Origin of the sequence: Paenibacillus humicus NBRC 102415 (assembly GCF_004000905.1) — a bacterium.
GTDB lineage: Bacteria > Bacillota > Bacilli > Paenibacillales > Paenibacillaceae > Paenibacillus_O > Paenibacillus_O humicus.
Genome location: NZ_BIMD01000074.1, coordinates 1 through 16,461 on the forward strand (window position 1 = coordinate 1; position 16,461 = coordinate 16,461).

The following is a 16,461-nucleotide window of genomic DNA, read 5'->3' on the forward strand; positions in this document are numbered from 1 at the left end:
CGGGAGCAACCGGGGACACGGGAGCCGCGGGAGCGGTCGGCCCGACAGGTGCAACCGGAGCGGGGGCGACAGGAGCGACAGGGCTGGCCGGGGCGACAGGAACCACAGGAGTCACGGGTATTACAGGGAACACGGGCCCAACCGGAGCAACAGGGTTGACTGGAGCAACCGGAGCTACAGGAGCAAACGGAGTCACAGGAACAATCGGCGTAACAGGAGCAACGGGAGCCGCAGGAGTTATGGGTGTTACAGGGGACACGGGCCCAACCGGAGCAACAGGGTTGACTGGAGCAACAGGAATTACGGGAAGCACAGGAGTAACGGGGGCAACCGGAGTCACAGGAGCAACAGGCGTAACAGGAACAACGGGAGCCGCAGGAATTACAGGTGTTACTGGTGTTACAGGGGACACGGGCCTAACGGGAGCAACAGGGTTGACTGGAGCAACCGGAGTCACAGGTTTAACAGGAGCAACGGCAGTCACAGGAGCAACGGGGGTAACGGGAGCCACAGGACCAACCGGAACAACCGGATTCACAGGTTCAATCGGGGCAACCGGGGCAACAGGAGCAACCGGAGCAACCGGAGCCCAAGGAGTAACCGGGGTAACAGGTGTCACTGGACCAACCGGGGTAACGGGCGTGACCGGAGCGACTGGAATTACGGGAATCACGGGGGCAACCGGCTCCACAGGTTCAACAGGAGCAACCGGATTCACAGGTTCAACCGGGGCAACAGGAGCCACAGGCCCAACGGGAGCGACAGGAGCAACAGGAACCACAGGATTAACCGGGGTAACAGGCGGCACTGGACCAACAGGAGTCACAGGAGCAACGGGAGTCACAGGAGCAACAGGAACCACAGGATTAACCGGGGTAACAGGTACCACTGGACCAACAGGAATAACGGGAGCAACCGGAGCAACGGGAGCAACAGGAGCAACAGGAGCTGCAGGTTTAACAGGAGCAACTGGAACTACAGGGGCAACCGGGGTAACAGGTGGTGCTGGACCAACAGGACCAACTGGAGCGACAGGAGTCACAGGTTCAACAGGAGCAACAGGAGCAACCGGAGCAACGGGGTCAACCGGTATTGCAGGTACGGGGGCCATCATTCCTTTCGCATCCGGCACTCCTGTCGCATTGACGACGATTGCTGGGGGGCTTGCCGGAACGGGCGGGCTTGTCGGTTTTGGCAACTCCGTGTCGAGCGTCAATGTCGGAGGTGCCACGATTGATTTGACGGGCGCGGCGGGGACGCTGCTCAATTTTGCCTTCTCGGTTCCGCGTGCGGGTACGATTACTTCCTTGGCCGCATATTTCAGCACAACGGCTTCGCTAAGTCTGATCGGCTCTACGATTACAATCACGGCTACGCTGTACAGCTCGGCGACACCAAATAATACTTTCAGCCCGGTAGCCGGAGCTGTCGTTTCGCTCGCGCCGGCTCTTACCGGGACTCTGTCGATCGGAACCGTCAGCAACGGCCTGACGTCGGGTCTGTCCATCCCGGTAACCGCACAGACTAGACTGCTGCTGGTCTTCTCGGCGACGGCGACGGGTTTGACGCTCGTCAATACGGCGGCGGGTTATGCGAGCGCGGGGCTGGCGATCACTTGATTCCGGTGATGAAAGAAGGATGAAGCCAGTTTGGATTCATATAAAGATTTTTCCATGAACTAAAACCGATCATGGCCGGGTTCTGTCCGTCTAACATGACCGGGAATGCGGCCTGCGGCGGAGCGGAATCTTCGCCGCAGGCTTTTTCGCCTCCGGCGGCGCTGCCCGCTCCGCCTCCTTCTGTGCCGGAAGGGACAAGCCCGCCCGTTCACGAACGTCGGACCCTCCAAGGCGGCAATGGATTCCAAGCCAAGACACGGAAGCCTCTTTGTGCTATGATGATACAGGTTTTTTGGCGGAGACGCGGCCGGGAGCTCCAAGCTTCCGGCTGCGTCCATTTGCCGCACGCGGTTCGTAACCATCCCGCGTCACCAAAACTAGGGGGTAGTATGTTCATGTTCAATTTCACCTGGGGCGTGTTCTTCGTCCTGGTCAACTTCGCGCTGTTCCTGGCGTGTTATCGTTTCTTCGGCAAAAAAGGCCTCTATGCCTGGATCGGCTTCGCGACGGTGGTCGCAAATATCCAGGTGACGGAGACGATCTCCATGTTCGGCATCGTCATGACGCTCGGCAACACGATCTATGCGTCGCTTTACATGACGACGGACTTGATCAACGAGCGCTACGGCGGCAAGGAGGCCCGCCAGGCGGTATGGTTCGGCTTCTTCATTCTCATCGCCACAACGATCCTCATGCAGATGGTGCTCAAGTTTGATCCGGCGGAGACCGATTTCGCCCACGAATCGCTGTCGACGATCTTCGGCCTGATGCCGCGTCTGGCGCTTGCCAGCCTGAGCGCTTACTTCATCAGCCAGTTTCTGGACGTGCGCGTCTTCTCGGTGCTGAAACGGCGCTTCGGCGGACGCAACCAGTTCTGGATCCGCATCAACGGAAGCACGATCTTGAGCCAGTTCGTGGATTCGCTCGTCTTCTGCACGATCGCGTTTGCAGGAGTCAGCGGTTATTCATGGGATATCTGGATTCAAATCTTCCTAACCACGTACGTGATGAAGTTCGTCATCTCCATCGCATCGACGCCGGTGCTCTATCTGGCGCGAACGTTCCGGTTCAAGGACGAATAAAGCCGCTCGGCGGCAGCCGCAGCAGCCCGGCCCGCATGAATGCGGCCGGGCTGCTGCCGTTTAGAAGGCGTATTCGCTGCGGAAGCGGATGAATTTTGGAAGGGAAAAAGCGTTGGATGTCGAATTCATTCCTTCCAAGACAAGGAGAGGTGGACAGCCTATGCAGGAGAGACCGCAGAACCATGAAGTGCCCGATTACGAGAAGCCTTATGTCGGGGCCGTTCCCGATGGAGACCTGCTCGCCATTCTGGAAGGACAGCAAGCCGACATGCTTGGCCTGCTGGATACGCTTGCGGAGGAACAGCTGGAATTCCGCTATGCGCCGGGCAAATGGAGCATTCGCCAAGTCATCGGCCATGTGGCCGACAACGAACGGATACTGGCCTACCGGCTGCTGCGTTTCGCACGCGGCGATGCCACGGAGCTGCCGGGCTACGACGAGAATCTTTTGGTTGCCGAGGGGCCTTTCACCAGCTGGACGAGGGCTCAGGCCGCGGCCGACTATTCCGCTGTGCGGCAGGCGACATTGACGCTGCTTCGCGGTTTGCGGCCGGAAGATTGGCAGCGCGAAGGAGTGGCCAACGGTCTGCGGCACTCGGTTCTGCTGCTGGCCTGCGTCATTGCCGGTCATGAGAAGCATCATTTAAACATCCTGCGGGAGCGTTATATGAAGGAGTGAGGGAAGAGAGAGCCGGGGACAGTTCCCGGCTCTCTCTTTGCGGATTTCATCCTGGAGATGGGACGGACTGCCTGCCAAGGGACGGCTTCTCGAGATCAGGTGCGGACAGAAGAGCATCCGCAGATATTTCGTTTGCCAGAGATGAATCCTCTGCGGTCAGGCTTGTGATTCGTTTCCTTGGGCTTTGATCCGCTTCAGCTGGGCTACGATCAGAATGCTGATTACGACGAGCAGGAACCAGGAGCTGAGCTTGCTCCAGTGGACCATCGTCCAGTCCAGCTCCTGGTCGGGGTAGCGCCAGGCGCCGAGAAAGGTGGAGATATTTTCGGCGATCCAGATGAACAGAGCGATCAACCCGAAGCTGAGCAGCATCGGCATGCGCATCGTTCTGCCTCCCGCCGTATAGGAGACGGTCGTGCGCCAGAACAAGAGGGCAAGCAGAGCTGTCAGCCACCAGCGAAGGTCGGGCAGCCAGTGATGGGTGAAGAAATTGGCATAGATCAGCAGGGCCGTCCCTGCGGCGGCATAGGAATTGGGCCAGCGGTGGAATTGAAGGCCGAGCCTTCTCCAGGCCTGGCAAATATAGCTGGCCACGCTGGCGTACATGAAGCCGCTGTAGAGCGGAACGCCGCCGAGCTTGCTCCAGGCTTCGCCGGGATAGCTCCATGAACCCATGTTTACCTTGAACAGCTCCAGCGCCAGGCCGATGAGATGGAACAAGGTGATGACCTTGAGCTCATCCCATGTCTCCAGCCGCGTCCATATCATCGCCGCCTGGGCCGCCAGACAGATGACGAGGAGCAGATCATAGCGGGATAATCCAGGAACATGCACAAGCTTGGTCATTCCGAGCGAAGCGAAGATGACAATCGGAAAGGCGCAGCTGAGCGCCTGGCTCCAGCCGAAGGCCAGCAGGGTGCGGAGGCTTGCTGCCGGAGACCAGGCTCCGAAGCGGCCGGTCAGGCTTTTCAGCATGATTTCAGCTCCTTTGAAGCCATGAACGAATGGGGTTGGAAAAAAGTTTCCACACGAGCAGGGAAGCCGGAAGCGGAAGCTTGCCCGCTTACGCGGCTTGGCGGCAAAAAAGGATGTCGGCAAAAAAACAGGACCGCGGGCAGCGGTCCTGTTCCAATGAATAGTTGCGGAGCTTCATGGAATGATTCTCGTCCAGGCCACGCTTCGTCTTGCAATGGCGGCACAAGGAGCCGGACGCCGACTAGCCGAGCCGCGCCGAGAGTACGGCTGCGAAGCGCTCCAGCTGCACGCGGTCGATATCGTCGAAGCGGTTCAGGATCGGGCTGTCGATGTCGAGCACGCCGATCAGGCGGCCGTCTGCCGTCAACAGAGGCACGACGATCTCCGACTGCGAGGCGGCATCGCAGGCGATATGGCCCGGAAAGGCGTGCACGTCAGGGACGAGCATCGTTTCCTTGCGCTCCGCCGCGGTGCCGCAGACGCCGCGCCCGACCGGGATGCGGACGCAGGCCGGAAGCCCTTGGAACGGGCCGAGCACGAGTCCCTGCTCGTCGAGCAGGTAGAATCCCGCCCAGTTGATATCGGCGAGGAATTGCGCGAGCAGCGCCGAGGCGTTCGCCAGGTTGGCGATGGCGTTCGGCTCGTCCTCGATCAGCGCTTCGAGCTGGCGGATGACCGTCCCGTACTGCTCTTCGCGGGTTCCGTCGTAAGTGACTGTATGGAACATTTGCTTCTTCCCCTTTCTTCGTGGACTTACAATATCATATCTGCGGCACTGCGGTAAATGGCATGGCGGTCCAATTATTGACCGATCGTTCTGAAACGAATATACTGGACTAAAATTTGAAGCCGATAGGAACAAAATGGAGGTGCAGGATGGCCAGACCGAAGGAGTTCGACCCTGCGAAGGCGCTGGACCAGGCGCTGGAAGCATTTTGGGATCAAGGCTACGAAGCCGCATCCGTGCAGGGGCTGTGCTCTGCCATGGGCATCAACAGGGGAAGCCTTTATGATACGTTCGGAGACAAGGAGACGCTCTTCACCGCCTGCATGGATCGTTTCCGCGCCTTGCAGGAGCAAGGGCTCTACCGGATCCTGGAACGCCGGGAAGAAGATCCGCAGGAGCAGCTGCGGCTGTTCTTCGATGCGGTCGTCGAGTCTTCGCTCGTGAACTTTTCCCGGGGCAGAGGGTGCTTCATGACGAACACGACGCTAGGCTCGTCGGTCCGTCTCCCCTCGATCGCGCAGCGTGTGGAGGATTATCATCTCTATACCGAAGACGTGCTGCTGCGTTTTCTGGAGGATGCGTCGAAGCGCGGATTGACCAAGGATGGCTTGCAGCCTCGAGAGGCGGCGCGCTTCCTGCTTGCCATCAAGCAGGGAATTCATGTCACCGCACGCACGGAAGCGGGTCGGAGCATGCTGGAGGATGTATGCCGGATGGCTGTGAATGCCGTATTTTGAGCGGCGTTTGCGCGCTCTTTTTTGAACGATCGTTCCAATAACCTGTCCAACCGAAAGGAAGTGTCTCTAATGAAAAGAATGCTCGGCATCCTCATCATCATGTCGCTGGTCGCCACATCGGTGTCCTCCTTGTTTCCGCTGTACCATCGGGACTATGGCCTGAACAGCCTGGAGCTGACCCTGCTGTTCGCCAGCTACGCGGCCGTCCTGCTTCCTGTCCTGCTCCTGACCGGAGTCCGTGCCGCTTCCTGGGGGCACAAGCGGGTCATACGGGTCGGAATCTGGCTGTCGATCGCCTCGTCGCTTCTGTTCATGCTCAGTACCGACGTCTGGATGCTGTATGCGGCGAGAATGGCCGAAGGAGCGGCATACGGCCTGTTCACGGGAACGGCGACCCCGTTCCTGCTTCGCCACACGCCGTCGTCCCGGACGGGGAAAGCGATTCTGCTGTCCGGCATGACCGTTTCCCTCGGCTTCGGAATCGGGCCTGCCATTACCGGACTGTTCGCCCAGTATGCTCCTGTCATGCCTTCACGGCTCCCGTATGCCCTGTTCATCGCCCTTCTGCTGGCATGCGCGGCTGTGCTGGAGACGCTCCATTCGCATGAGGAGGAGAACACAGGGGTACAGGCGCCGGACTTGGATAGAGATGCAGCAAGCGGAGCCGGGCTCCATAGAATTCCTGCGGCCGATGCCGCAAGCGCGCTCGGAGCGGAAGGGAAGAGCCGTGAGCGCCGGGGCACGCTGCTCGGCGTCCCGGCATCCATCGGCAGACATTTCTGGACTATGAGCGCTTTGTCGGGGTTCACCATTTTCACCTTGAACGGGATTGTCCTCTCGCTCATTCCGACATTCGTCACGAACGTTCTCCACAGCTCCAATCTCTCCATCAGCGGCCTGCTGGTGCTGCTGCTGCTTGGAGGCGGCGCCTTGACGCAGCTGATTCCCCTTCCATTGAATCCCGTCGTGCGCCTGCGGGCCGGGCTGCTCATTCTGGCAGCCGGCGCCTGGACAGTCGTGCTCTCGGGCCATGAAGGAAGCCTCGGCCTGTTATGGTTTGGCGTCGGCCTGCAGGCGCTCGGCAGCGGCTGGTCCTTCCAGGCCAGCCTTCGCTTCGCCGGCGAGCTGCCCCGCCCCGCAGACCGTCCGCGCGTCATCACGACCTATTACCTCGCAGCCTACTCCGGCTTTATCGTTCCGATGACCGGGCTCGGAGTGCTCAGCTATGCCTTCGGCATGTCGGCGGCGATGGTGGTGCTGAACATTCTCGGCCTGCTGCTTGTGCTCTACGCCGCCTTTTATTCCGTAGGGTTCAAGCGCGAGTACGGCGCGCTGCTGAAATGCCGGGCCGCCGCATCCGTCAGTGGGGGGCGCCCGGCAGCGGCGGAAGGCTGATCGATAAAGAGACAGCCGCAGGCCTATCAGGCCTGCGGCTGTCAGTCCAGCTGGCAGGTCGCAGACCGCTCGCTTACGGCGGGCGCGTCATTCCGGAGAAGCGGCTGCCCGTCTATTCCACTGGTTATTTAAGGCAAGACGGGGAGAACGGACCGGGCTTGCCGTCTCCCTTGCCATCGTCGAGCGCTGCAAGCCGGCAGCCATAGTCGTTCTGAAAAAAATAGAAATGCATATTAATCGTATGATGAACCGCTATCCCATGGGTCGCCGCCAGTTCAGAAAGGAGGAATAGCCAGCGATAGAATGATCATCCTGTTTTGGCTTCGCAAATGTAATCGATTATATTTCAGAGAAAGGTTGTGTTCCTGATGAGTCTTCCTTCTTTCCTCCCCAAAAAGCTGGCTTTTACGTTAGCGCTTCTGGTCGGTATTTTGATGATCGCATTTCCGCCAGCCAAAGCATCCGCAGCGACTCTATACAGCCTCCAAGCCCGAGCCAACAACAGTTATGTCAGTGCCGACAATTATGGCAGCAATCCTTTAGTGGCCAACCGGACTTCGGCCAGCGCATGGGAACAATTCCAGGTGATCAACAATTCGGATGGCACCATCTCTCTCCTGTCCATGGCCAACAACAGGTATGTGGCGGCCGATCTTAATCAAGGAGCCAAGCTGATTGCCAGAAGCGCCAGCATCCAGCAATGGGAGAAATTCACGAAGGTCGTCTTGGCGGACGGAACCATCGCGCTAAGAGCCTTGGCCAACAATCAGTATGTATCGACCGATTTGAACAACGGCGCGGTTCTGGCGGCGAACAGAGCTGCCGTAGGCGGCTCATGGGAAGCATACAACCTTGTCAGCACCGGCTCTACGGGCGCGGGCGTATCCAAGCCTGCCGAAGCTCCCGGCTATATTTGGAACTATGCGGTGAATGCGGACAATCGGTTTGGCAAAAACGGCGATTTCGCTTTGCTCCTCTGTGCCGTGATCAAAAAAGAAACGAACTATGGCACCTATACATCCGGTCCATCCGGTGCGGATGGACTGATGCAGGTGGAGCCCAACACAAGAAACGGCTATTCCAGCCAGTTCCTCTCTACATTCGGGCATGCCTACAACCACGGCGATCAGCAGGACCAAGTGTATATGGGAGCCATGATTCTAAATGATATGATCAATAGGGGAGGATACATCTGGAAAGGGTTGGCGCTCTACAACGGGGGACCCAACTGGTATCCGGGAGCGACGGATTCCTACGGCCGTGTCATCCATGCCGAGCAATACGCTGACGAGGTCTATGCCACCTACCGCAGCTACGGCGGCGTGAACTGAGACGAACGAATCCGGGCCAGGGCGCCCATGAGAAGCACCGTTGTTTTTCATTATGATCGGCCCCTCTTCTTCCTTGCCGCATGCTGACTATAAAGGGCGGCTCTATAGGCCAAGGCTGGCGGACTTCCCTTCGATTGTGAGGGGGAGTCCGCCAGCACTGGTATCGGCAGGAACCGCTCCTCGCAATTTCTGCACATGCAAAATCCGGCATCTCCCCCTGAGGCAGAGGCCGGCTTGGGCCTTGTACTGGATGCGCTCCATAGGGGCGTCGATCGCCTCATGGACGATCCCTCGCAGCCGGGCGGCAGGCTCCCGCTGCCAAGGCTCCTTCACGGCTCCGGATTCATGGCCATTCCCCTTCTTATAAGATTGAAAATACGGTTGCCAAGGCGAAGAGGACCGCGATGGCGGCAGCCGTCATCGCGAATCCCTTGACATAGCTGCGGGCGAAGGACGGCCCTTCCTGCGGCTCGCGGCCGGACCACTTCCAGATGGCTCCAAGCGCGAGACCGGCCAGCGCGATCCGGACGGCAAAGCGGAGAAGGTTCAGGATGTAGTCCCGCAATGGAAGCTCGGCCACGCTCTTTACTCGACCGGAAATCTGCGTGACGGAGTCGGGCACGAGGAGCAGTCCCAGGGCCAGGCCGAGCAGAAACGTGTACAGGGCCGTTTTGAGCAGGTAACGCTCCATAGGCCGGATTCCTCCTTTCTATCTTTCGATGGACCCGTTCTTTAGAGGGCTCATCGCTGTTCTGTATTTGAAAAAGCTTCCGATCCTCCATACGGCGATGTAGCAGACGGCGATCGACATCGTGAGAAAGACGAATTGGCCCGGCTGCAAATGTTGCAGGTACCGGGACAAAGCCAGCCTGAGAACGATGACGGCTAGGATGACATACTTGAAATTCGCATTCGGCTTCGTATAGACGCGCCCGTCCGCATTCAGCTCGTATCCGGTATGGTACAGCATCACGGCGCCAAGCGCGATCCCGATCAGCACGGCGCACAGCTCCTCCCACAGGGGAGGGTATTGCACGGCTTGGCCGGTTGCAGACAGGGACGACACGCTGGCGAAGAAGCCGAGCAGCACGAACAGAATCGGCAGCATCATGAGCCACCCGCCGGCGCGGATCGGACGGGCCTGGGAGGAGCGCACGGAACGGCGCCAGTAGACGAGAAGCAGTACAAGCAGGATGAAGCCATAGGTGCCTAGCATTTCCGAATTCAAATTCCTCACTCCTTGAGCGGCCGCTGGGGCGGGATTGCTGTATAGGATAAGTGTAGGCTTATTCCCAATTCCATACAATAGCGAATAGGCTCGAAATTTTATTTCAACGACAACTTTGGTTTAGGCCGAATTCGCCATTGACGATCGAGAGGGGGCTGAAGTACAGTAACGGAATGGAAGGAAGTGTTCGTATGTCAGGGGAACAAACGGCGGGTGCCGTCAAGCCCGCCAAGGGCTGGGGCGTCTACCGGGAGATGCTGGCCCGCTACGTTTTTCCGCAGCGCCGGCTGCTGTGGAGCCTTGCGGCGCTGCTGCTCGTCTCGATCGGGCTGCAGCTGGTCAATCCGCAGATTATCCGGTATTTCATCGACAGTGCCCAAAGCCAAGGAAGCATCACGGCGCTGTACTATGCGGCGGGTCTGTTCATCGCTTTTTCTTTGCTTCAGCAGGGAGTATCGGTAGCGGCGGCCTACTTCAGCGAGAATCTCGGCTGGACGACGACGAACAAGCTGCGCGCGGAGCTCGCCGAGCATTGCCTGTCGTTGGATATGAGCTTCCACAAGACGCAGACGTCGGGCTCCCTGATCGAGCGGGTGGACGGCGACGTCAACGCGCTGGCGAATTTTTTCTCCAGCTTCATCATCCATCTGGCCGGCAACATCGTCCTGATGCTCGGCATCCTGGCGCTGCTGTTCCGCGAGAGCTTCTGGATCGGACTTGTCATGACGGCGTTCGTCGTCGGGGCCGTCTACGTCATCCAGTGGATCCGCAAGTTCAACGTGCCCGTGTGGAAGAACTGGAGGCAGATCAACGCCGAGTTCTACGGCTTCATCGGGGAGCATCTGGAGGGCACCGAGGACACCCGGGCCAACGGAGCGGCGGGCTACGTCATGAACCGCTTCTATGAGATGACGCGCCGCATGCTGCCTATCCGCATGCGGGCCTTCCTCGGATTCTGCATGATGTGGAGCACGACGATCCTGGTGTTCGCGCTCGGCAACGCGGCGGCGTTCATCGTCTGCGCGATCCTGTGGAAGAACGGCCAGAGCGGCCTGACGATCGGCTCCATCTATCTGGTGTTCTATTATACGGAGCAGCTGGCGAAGCCGATCGAGAAGATCCGCACCCAGCTGGAGGATCTGCAAAAAGCGGACGCCAGCCTCATGCGCGTGCGCGATCTGCTGGCGACGAAGCCGCTGATCCAGGACGGGCCGGGAGCTCCGCTGCCTGATGGGCCGCTCGCGGTGGAATTCCGCGATCTGGAATTCGCCTACGAGGAAGGCGGCCGCGCCACGCTCGACCATCTGCAGCTGAGGCTCGAGCCGGGACAGACGCTCGGCCTGCTGGGACGGACCGGCAGCGGCAAGACGACGATCGCGCGCCTGCTGCTGCGCTTTTACGATCCGCAGTCGGGCGCTATCGAGCTGGCGGGGACGGACATCCGCCAGTTCAAGCTCCACGAGCTGCGCCGCAAGGTGGCGATGGTGACGCAGAACATCGAGATTCTGGAGGGAAGCGTCCGCGACAACCTGACGCTGTTCGACGACAGCATCCGGGAGGAGAGGATCGCCGAGGTGCTCAAGGATCTGGGTCTCGGCGCCTGGTATGAGGCGCTGCCTGACGGCCTGGACACGATGCTCGCCTCCGGCGGAGGCAGCCTGTCGGCCGGAGAAGCGCAACTGCTCGCCTTCGCCCGCGTCTTCCTGACGAATCCCGGCCTCGTCATTCTCGACGAAGCCAGCTCGCGTCTCGACCCTCTGACGGAAGCCCGCATCGAAGCGGCCGTCGACCGGCTGCTGGAGGAGAAGACCTGCATCATCATCGCCCACCGGCTGGCGACGATCCAGCGGGCCGATCGGATTCTGATCCTCGAGAACGGCCGGATGCTGGAGAGCGGACGCCGCGAGGAGCTTGCAGCCGATCCGCAGTCGCGGTTCAGCCGCATGCTGGCTGTAGGGATGGAGGAGGTGCTGGCATGAAGACTAGACATTTTTTCTGGCGGCTAATCGGCTACCGGCCCGGCTTGTATCTGCTCAACCTGTTGACCTGGTCGCTTATCCATATGGCTCCTCTCGTGCCCGGCCTGCTGACCAAAGCCTATTTCGACCATCTGGAAGGAACGTACGAGTTCCCCTACGGCGTATGGGCGATCGCGGCTCTCCTCGTCGCCGCGGCGCTAGCCCGGATCGCCCTGATCTTCGGAGGCTTCCTGACCGACGTCAACTTCCGCTTCCGGATGGCGATGCTGATCCGTCGCAATATGCTCTCCCATGTGCTGAGACAGCCGGGCGCGAGGGCGATTCCGACTTCGCCGGGCGAGGCGATCAGCAACTTCCGCGACGACGTCGATCATACGGAGGAAGCGATGAGCTGGTCGGTCGACACGCTCGGCCTCGTCGGCTTTGTCGTCGTTGCGAGCTGGATTCTCGTCTCGATCGACGCCCAACTGACCGTATTCGTGTTCGTGCCGCTCATCCTCGTCGTCACGGCGGCCCAGATCGCGACGGCGCGCATCCACAAGTTCCGCGCCGCCAGCCGGGAATCGACGGCCAAGGTGACGGGCGCGATCAGCGAGATGTTCTCCAACGTGCAGGCCATTCAAGTGGCGGGCGCAGAGAAGCGCATCGTGGACCGGTTCGTAGCCTTGAGCGAGAACCGCCGCCAGAATATGGTCAAGGACAAGCTGCTGACCGAAACGCTGTCGTCCGTGTTCACCAACTCCGTCAATCTGGGGACGGGCCTCATTCTCGTGCTCGCAGGCTATAAGATGCGCAGTGGAGGCTTCACCGTCGGCGACCTGTCGCTGTTCGTGTACTACCTCACCTTCGTCACCCAGCTGACTTCGAACGTCGGCAACTTCATGACCTACTACAAACAGATGGCGGTCAGCTTCGAGCGCATCAAGGCGATGCTGCAGGGGGCGCCGGCTTCTGTTCTGACAGCGGCCCGATATATCGGCCTTGGCAAGCGTGTCGGGGGACGGCCGGACAGGGCGGCATTCCCGGCTTCCCATCACGCTGAGCAAGCGGCGCCTGGCGCAGGCGGACCGGAGACGGGAACGGCTGGCCGGCCGGCTTCCGTGCGGAGAAGCCGGAACATGGACGACGAGCTGCCGTATTTCCAGGCGCCACCGCTGGAAATGCTTGAGGCAAGGGGGCTTACATACCGCTATCCGGAGACGGGGCGCGGCATCGAAGGCATCGATCTGAACATCCGGCGGGGCTCCTTCACTGTCGTTACGGGCATGATCGGGAGCGGCAAGACGACGCTCGTGCGCTCGCTGCTCGGCCTCCTGCCGGCCGAGGCCGGCGATATCCGCTGGAACGGCGAGCTTGTCGGGAATCCGGCCGACTTCTTCGTGCCGCCGCAGAGCGCGTACACCGCCCAGATTCCGCGCCTGTACAGCGACCAGCTGCGGCACAACATCCTGCTGGGAGCGGAGGATCGCCCGGGCGGCGTGGAGCGCGCCTTGCATGCGGCCGTGATGGAAGAGGACATGAACAATCTCGAGCATGGCCTCAGCACGATGGTCGGGCCTCGCGGCGTCAAGCTCTCGGGCGGCCAGGCCCAGCGCACGGCGGCGGCCCGCATGCTGGTGCGCGACGCGCAGCTGTATGTGTTCGACGACTTGTCGAGCGCTCTCGACGTGGAGACGGAACGCCGGCTGTGGGAGAGGCTGTTCACCGAGAAAGGGGACGCGGCCTGCCTCGTCGTTTCGCACCGCAAGGCTGCTTTGACCCATGCAGACCACATCATTGTGATGAACGGCGGCAAGGTTGAGGCGGAAGGCACGGCCGAGGAGCTGCTGAAGACAAGCGACAGCTTCCGCCAGCTGTGGTACGGCGAAGAAACCGGCTGAATGGATGAATGGCCGATTGTCCGTGCAGAGCGGAATCGCACCAGCTTTAGAACCTTACAAGAAGAGGCTGTCCGCAAGTCATGAACATGACTACGGACAGTCTCTTTCCTTTTTTTGGCGCTCCGGCTCCATTGCAATCAGGGATAAGCTCAAACGGCCTGCATCAAGAAAGCAGAAAGTCGGTAACGGACACCTTTGGGAAATTTCATTCATCGGGACCATCTTCGCATTCATGCGGTCGCTCCCTTTCCTTTCCCTGGCTGCAGGTCGAAGGGCCTGCCGGCTTGGGCAAAAAAGCCCTGCCATCTGGCAGGACCGGACAAGCGAAGCGTATGGATGCCGATTCAGAGCAAATAATGATACACATACGTTTTTCCGCACATATTGCGCATATCCGCGTCGTAGACGCGAATTCGAAGCACGTCGCTGACCGTCAGCGACTGGATATAGTCATTCAGCTCGGATTGGCGCTGGAACACGAGCTCCGGCTGCTGCTCATCCTGCCCATCCGCATACCGCAGCGTCCAGGTAGACATAAGGCGGATCCTCCATCTCCTACAGTGAACTCGGATAGATTCAGTTTCTCCTATATTCAATCAACCTAATCAGAACCCGTGAAACCGGATCATCAGGCGGGCCGCAGGCTGTCGCGGACGATGCCCGCAAGGGACAGCTTCTCGTCGGGCGGAAGCCATTCGGCGAGCCTCGCGGCAGCGAGAACCGGCATCCAGGCTTCGAGTTCTCCGCGCTCCAAGCCGCTCAGCCGCAGGTAGGTGCGAAGATAGCGGGAGAGCAGCAATCTGCGGACGGAGGTCAGAATGAGCTCGAAGGCGCGAGAGGACTCCTCCGGGAGCGAGCCCGTGCGCAGCATGAGCACGGTGCGGGCGGCATCCGCGGCAGGGTGGCCGTAGCTGGCGGTCATCCAGTCTATGATCCAGCCTTTGCGGCCGTCGATCATGATGTTGTCGGGATGAAGGTCGCCGTGGAGAAGCTGGCGGCCGACGGGCAGCTTGTCCAGGCTGGCGAGAACGCCTGCCTTCTCTTCGCGGGACAAAATAGGCGCCGCTTCGATCTTCTCCCGCAGCGCTTCCTTGAGGCAGGGCAGCCCGGAGTCCGGTCCGGCGCCCGTACGGTGCACGGCTACATGTAGACGAGCCATATGAGCCGCATCGCGGAAAAGATTCCACGGCTTCTGAACGAGCCGGCGCAGCATCGTGCTGCCGGACAGGCGCTCGTAGACGATGGCGGGGCGGTCTTCCCATTCCAGCAGCTGCTCCGGCTTGGGAGTGGGCAGGCCGGCTTTGACCGCGAAGCGTCCGGCCTTGAATTCGAACTCGGCATAGGCGCGCGGCATGCCTTCCTTGAAGATTTTCAGCAGGCGGTTCTGCCCATAAAGACGGATTTGCGCGGTACGGCCCTGTGCCAGTACCGCTCCGGGTGCATGCTCCATGGGTATTTTCATCTCCGATCCTAGAGGCAAGGTTCTCGTACAAAATACCTATTCTGGAAACGATTCCATAATCCTTCTTCTCCCAGACAAGGAATCGGGCCTCTGTAGCGCGGGAGAGCCCGGTTATGGTACGCTCAAGGTACTTGAACCGGGAGGTGAGTTTATTGTTCGAGCTTCATGAATTGCTGTCGTGGATCTGGTCCATCGGCATCGTCTGCTCCGCGGCTTATTATTATTTTGCCTGGTTCCATGATGCCGTCCAGGATGGCGGCTGGCGCCCCTCCGGAGTGCGCTTCGCGCCTCCGGGGGCGCCGAAGAGCGCCGCGATTCCAAGCCCGCTGCGGCTGCGGCTGGTCCGCCTGTCCAAGCGCAAGGATTCCCCCGATGATGACGGAGCGGATTGCCTCTCCCTATTCCAAGGCCGCTCAGCCAACGAATGGGGAGGATATTATTCATGGACACGAACAAGGACCGCCGATTCGCGGTTGCGGATGAGGTAACGAACAACCGCCGGAACGAAGCTCCGCGCAAGCGCAAATTCTGGAGCCGTCCGGCCAAGGCGATCGCCGCCGCGGGCAGCCTGCTGCTGCTCGCGGGATGCGGAGCCAAAGGAACCATCGACTCGGATACACCGGGATTTTTCAACCATTACGTCGTTTATCCGCTATCCTGGGTGCTGGAGCACCTCGCTTCTTTCTTCAGCGACAACTATGGCCTCGCCCTGATCGCCGTCACGCTGCTCGTGCGTCTCGTGCTCATGCCGCTCATGCTCCGGCAGTACCGGAGCCAGCAGATCATGAAGGGCAAGATGAAGAGGATGCAGCCGGAGCTCGACGACCTCAAGGCGCGCCATGCCGACAAGTCGCCGGAGACGATGCAGAAGCAGCAGCAGGAAATGATGGAGCTGTACAAAAAGCACGGCTACAATCCGCTGGCCATCGGCTGCCTGCCGATGCTGATCCAGCTGCCGATTCTGACGGGGCTGTATTACGCCATTCGGATGAGCCCCGATCTGGCCAGCCACACGTTTCTGTGGTTCCAGCTGGGCAAGCCGGACATCATCCTGCCTTTCCTGGCCGCCGCCGTATACTTCGTGCAAGCCAAAGTATCCCAGAGAGGCGTCGAACAGACGGACATGCAGCGCCAAATGGGCTGGATCATGTACCTATCGCCGATCATGATGGGCTTCTTCTCCTTCACGGCTCCCGCAGCGCTGCCGCTGTACTGGGCCGTCGGCGGCATCATCGTCATCCTGCAGACGCTGCTTGGGCAGCGGCTGTTCCGCCATTTGGCGGAGCCCGGACATCCGGAGGCGGCGGACAGCGGTCCGGCTGCTCCCGGCGGGCTCGCGCTGGCGGGCGGCGGAGCGTCGGTCTCGG

The 16,461-nt window shown here is 60.1% G+C and carries 17 protein-coding genes; 10 read left to right on the top strand and 7 right to left on the bottom strand.

Annotation, left to right across the window (positions count from 1 at the left end; genetic code table 11):
* The 3 genes from PHU01S_RS24380 to PHU01S_RS24390 form a co-directional block, all read left to right on the top strand.
* The coding region (locus tag PHU01S_RS24380) for an exosporium glycoprotein BclB-related protein (protein ID WP_281279850.1) at window positions 1-1,619 on the top strand (1,619 nt) is incomplete at its 5' end.
* A 395-nt stretch (window positions 1,620-2,014) separates the two neighbouring features.
* Window positions 2,015-2,701: a queuosine precursor transporter gene (locus PHU01S_RS24385; RefSeq protein WP_049868459.1), complete on the top strand. Its 687-nt coding sequence runs from the start codon at window positions 2,015-2,017 to the stop codon at window positions 2,699-2,701.
* Between the two features lie 160 nt (window positions 2,702-2,861).
* Window positions 2,862-3,380, top strand: coding sequence for a DinB family protein (locus PHU01S_RS24390; protein WP_049868458.1), 519 nt, complete (start codon window positions 2,862-2,864; stop codon window positions 3,378-3,380).
* Window positions 3,381-3,536: 156 nt separating this feature from the next.
* Here PHU01S_RS24390 and PHU01S_RS24395 read toward each other — a convergent pair whose 3' ends face one another.
* Entirely contained in the window at window positions 3,537-4,355 is an 819-nt protein-coding gene (locus PHU01S_RS24395; protein ID WP_049868457.1) for a DUF817 domain-containing protein, read from the bottom strand.
* 241 nt (window positions 4,356-4,596) lie between these two features.
* Complete coding sequence (gene msrC, locus PHU01S_RS24400) at window positions 4,597-5,082, bottom strand: free L-methionine (R)-S-oxide reductase MsrC (RefSeq protein ID WP_048744859.1); 486 nt, start codon at window positions 5,080-5,082, stop codon at window positions 4,597-4,599.
* Between the two features lie 149 nt (window positions 5,083-5,231).
* Between msrC and PHU01S_RS24405 the strand changes: the two genes are divergently transcribed.
* From PHU01S_RS24405 to PHU01S_RS24415, 3 genes are all read left to right on the top strand, one after another.
* Window positions 5,232-5,819 carry a TetR/AcrR family transcriptional regulator gene (locus PHU01S_RS24405; protein WP_049868456.1) on the top strand — a complete coding sequence of 196 codons (588 nt, stop codon included), beginning with the start codon at window positions 5,232-5,234 and terminating at the stop codon, window positions 5,817-5,819.
* Window positions 5,820-5,888: 69 nt separating this feature from the next.
* The gene (locus PHU01S_RS24410) at window positions 5,889-7,214 is read left to right on the top strand and encodes an MFS transporter (RefSeq protein ID WP_127510324.1); all 1,326 of its coding nucleotides are present in this window, start codon (window positions 5,889-5,891) and stop codon (window positions 7,212-7,214) included.
* A 434-nt stretch (window positions 7,215-7,648) separates the two neighbouring features.
* Window positions 7,649-8,545 carry a transglycosylase SLT domain-containing protein gene (locus tag PHU01S_RS24415; RefSeq protein ID WP_083436247.1) on the top strand — a complete coding sequence of 299 codons (897 nt, stop codon included), beginning with the start codon at window positions 7,649-7,651 and terminating at the stop codon, window positions 8,543-8,545.
* A gap of 102 nt (window positions 8,546-8,647) precedes the next feature.
* Here PHU01S_RS24415 and PHU01S_RS26480 read toward each other — a convergent pair whose 3' ends face one another.
* From PHU01S_RS26480 to PHU01S_RS24430, 3 genes are read right to left on the bottom strand one after another with little or no spacing between them, the layout of a single operon-like run.
* Complete coding sequence (locus PHU01S_RS26480; protein ID WP_127510326.1) at window positions 8,648-8,878, bottom strand: hypothetical protein; 231 nt, start codon at window positions 8,876-8,878, stop codon at window positions 8,648-8,650.
* Window positions 8,879-8,906: 28 nt separating this feature from the next.
* Window positions 8,907-9,236, bottom strand: coding sequence for a hypothetical protein (locus tag PHU01S_RS24425; protein WP_021881828.1), 330 nt, complete (start codon window positions 9,234-9,236; stop codon window positions 8,907-8,909).
* An 18-nt stretch (window positions 9,237-9,254) separates the two neighbouring features.
* Window positions 9,255-9,773, bottom strand: coding sequence for a CcdC protein domain-containing protein (locus PHU01S_RS24430; RefSeq protein ID WP_048744856.1), 519 nt, complete (start codon window positions 9,771-9,773; stop codon window positions 9,255-9,257).
* Window positions 9,774-9,964: 191 nt separating this feature from the next.
* Here PHU01S_RS24430 and PHU01S_RS24435 point away from each other — a divergent pair, with 191 nt between their 5' ends.
* Together PHU01S_RS24435 and PHU01S_RS24440 are read left to right on the top strand one after the other, a co-directional pair.
* Window positions 9,965-11,752, top strand: coding sequence for an ABC transporter ATP-binding protein (locus PHU01S_RS24435; RefSeq protein WP_083436245.1), 1,788 nt, complete (start codon window positions 9,965-9,967; stop codon window positions 11,750-11,752).
* Window positions 11,749-13,632 carry an ABC transporter ATP-binding protein gene (locus PHU01S_RS24440; protein ID WP_048744855.1) on the top strand — a complete coding sequence of 628 codons (1,884 nt, stop codon included), beginning with the start codon at window positions 11,749-11,751 and terminating at the stop codon, window positions 13,630-13,632. Before PHU01S_RS24435 ends, PHU01S_RS24440 begins: the two co-directional genes overlap by 4 nt.
* Window positions 13,633-13,976: 344 nt before the next feature.
* Here PHU01S_RS24440 and PHU01S_RS24445 read toward each other — a convergent pair whose 3' ends face one another.
* Window positions 13,977-14,168: a hypothetical protein gene (locus tag PHU01S_RS24445; RefSeq protein ID WP_021882196.1), complete on the bottom strand. Its 192-nt coding sequence runs from the start codon at window positions 14,166-14,168 to the stop codon at window positions 13,977-13,979.
* 92 nt (window positions 14,169-14,260) lie between these two features.
* Window positions 14,261-15,082, bottom strand: a complete 822-nt coding sequence (locus PHU01S_RS24450) for a phosphotransferase (RefSeq protein ID WP_049868453.1) — start codon at window positions 15,080-15,082, stop codon at window positions 14,261-14,263.
* Window positions 15,083-15,207: 125 nt separating this feature from the next.
* On the opposite strand from PHU01S_RS24450, the gene PHU01S_RS24455 reads away from it, so the two are divergent.
* On the top strand, window positions 15,208-15,582 hold the full coding sequence (locus PHU01S_RS24455; RefSeq protein WP_021882194.1) for a hypothetical protein: 375 nt from the start codon (window positions 15,208-15,210) through the stop codon (window positions 15,580-15,582).
* The coding region (gene yidC, locus PHU01S_RS24460) for a membrane protein insertase YidC (protein WP_127510328.1) at window positions 15,537-16,461 on the top strand (925 nt) is incomplete at its 3' end. The genes PHU01S_RS24455 and yidC, both read left to right, overlap by 46 nt.

Excerpts from the sequence above, each read along its gene's own strand:
- PHU01S_RS24385 (WP_049868459.1), top strand. The coding sequence starts at position 2,015 with ATGTTCAATTTCACCTGGGGCGTGTTCTTCGTCCTGGTCAACTTCGCG.
- PHU01S_RS24390 (WP_049868458.1), top strand. The coding sequence starts at position 2,862 with ATGCAGGAGAGACCGCAGAACCATGAAGTGCCCGATTACGAGAAGCCT.
- PHU01S_RS24395 (WP_049868457.1), bottom strand. The coding sequence starts at position 4,355 with ATGCTGAAAAGCCTGACCGGCCGCTTCGGAGCCTGGTCTCCGGCAGCA.
- msrC (WP_048744859.1), bottom strand. The coding sequence starts at position 5,082 with ATGTTCCATACAGTCACTTACGACGGAACCCGCGAAGAGCAGTACGGG.
- PHU01S_RS24405 (WP_049868456.1), top strand. The coding sequence starts at position 5,232 with ATGGCCAGACCGAAGGAGTTCGACCCTGCGAAGGCGCTGGACCAGGCG.
- PHU01S_RS24410 (WP_127510324.1), top strand. The coding sequence starts at position 5,889 with ATGAAAAGAATGCTCGGCATCCTCATCATCATGTCGCTGGTCGCCACA.
- PHU01S_RS24415 (WP_083436247.1), top strand. The coding sequence starts at position 7,649 with ATGATCGCATTTCCGCCAGCCAAAGCATCCGCAGCGACTCTATACAGC.
- PHU01S_RS24425 (WP_021881828.1), bottom strand. The coding sequence starts at position 9,236 with ATGGAGCGTTACCTGCTCAAAACGGCCCTGTACACGTTTCTGCTCGGC.
- PHU01S_RS24435 (WP_083436245.1), top strand. The coding sequence starts at position 9,965 with ATGTCAGGGGAACAAACGGCGGGTGCCGTCAAGCCCGCCAAGGGCTGG.
- PHU01S_RS24440 (WP_048744855.1), top strand. The coding sequence starts at position 11,749 with ATGAAGACTAGACATTTTTTCTGGCGGCTAATCGGCTACCGGCCCGGC.
- PHU01S_RS24445 (WP_021882196.1), bottom strand. The coding sequence starts at position 14,168 with ATGTCTACCTGGACGCTGCGGTATGCGGATGGGCAGGATGAGCAGCAG.
- PHU01S_RS24450 (WP_049868453.1), bottom strand. The coding sequence starts at position 15,082 with ATGGAGCATGCACCCGGAGCGGTACTGGCACAGGGCCGTACCGCGCAA.
- PHU01S_RS24455 (WP_021882194.1), top strand. The coding sequence starts at position 15,208 with ATGGTACGCTCAAGGTACTTGAACCGGGAGGTGAGTTTATTGTTCGAG.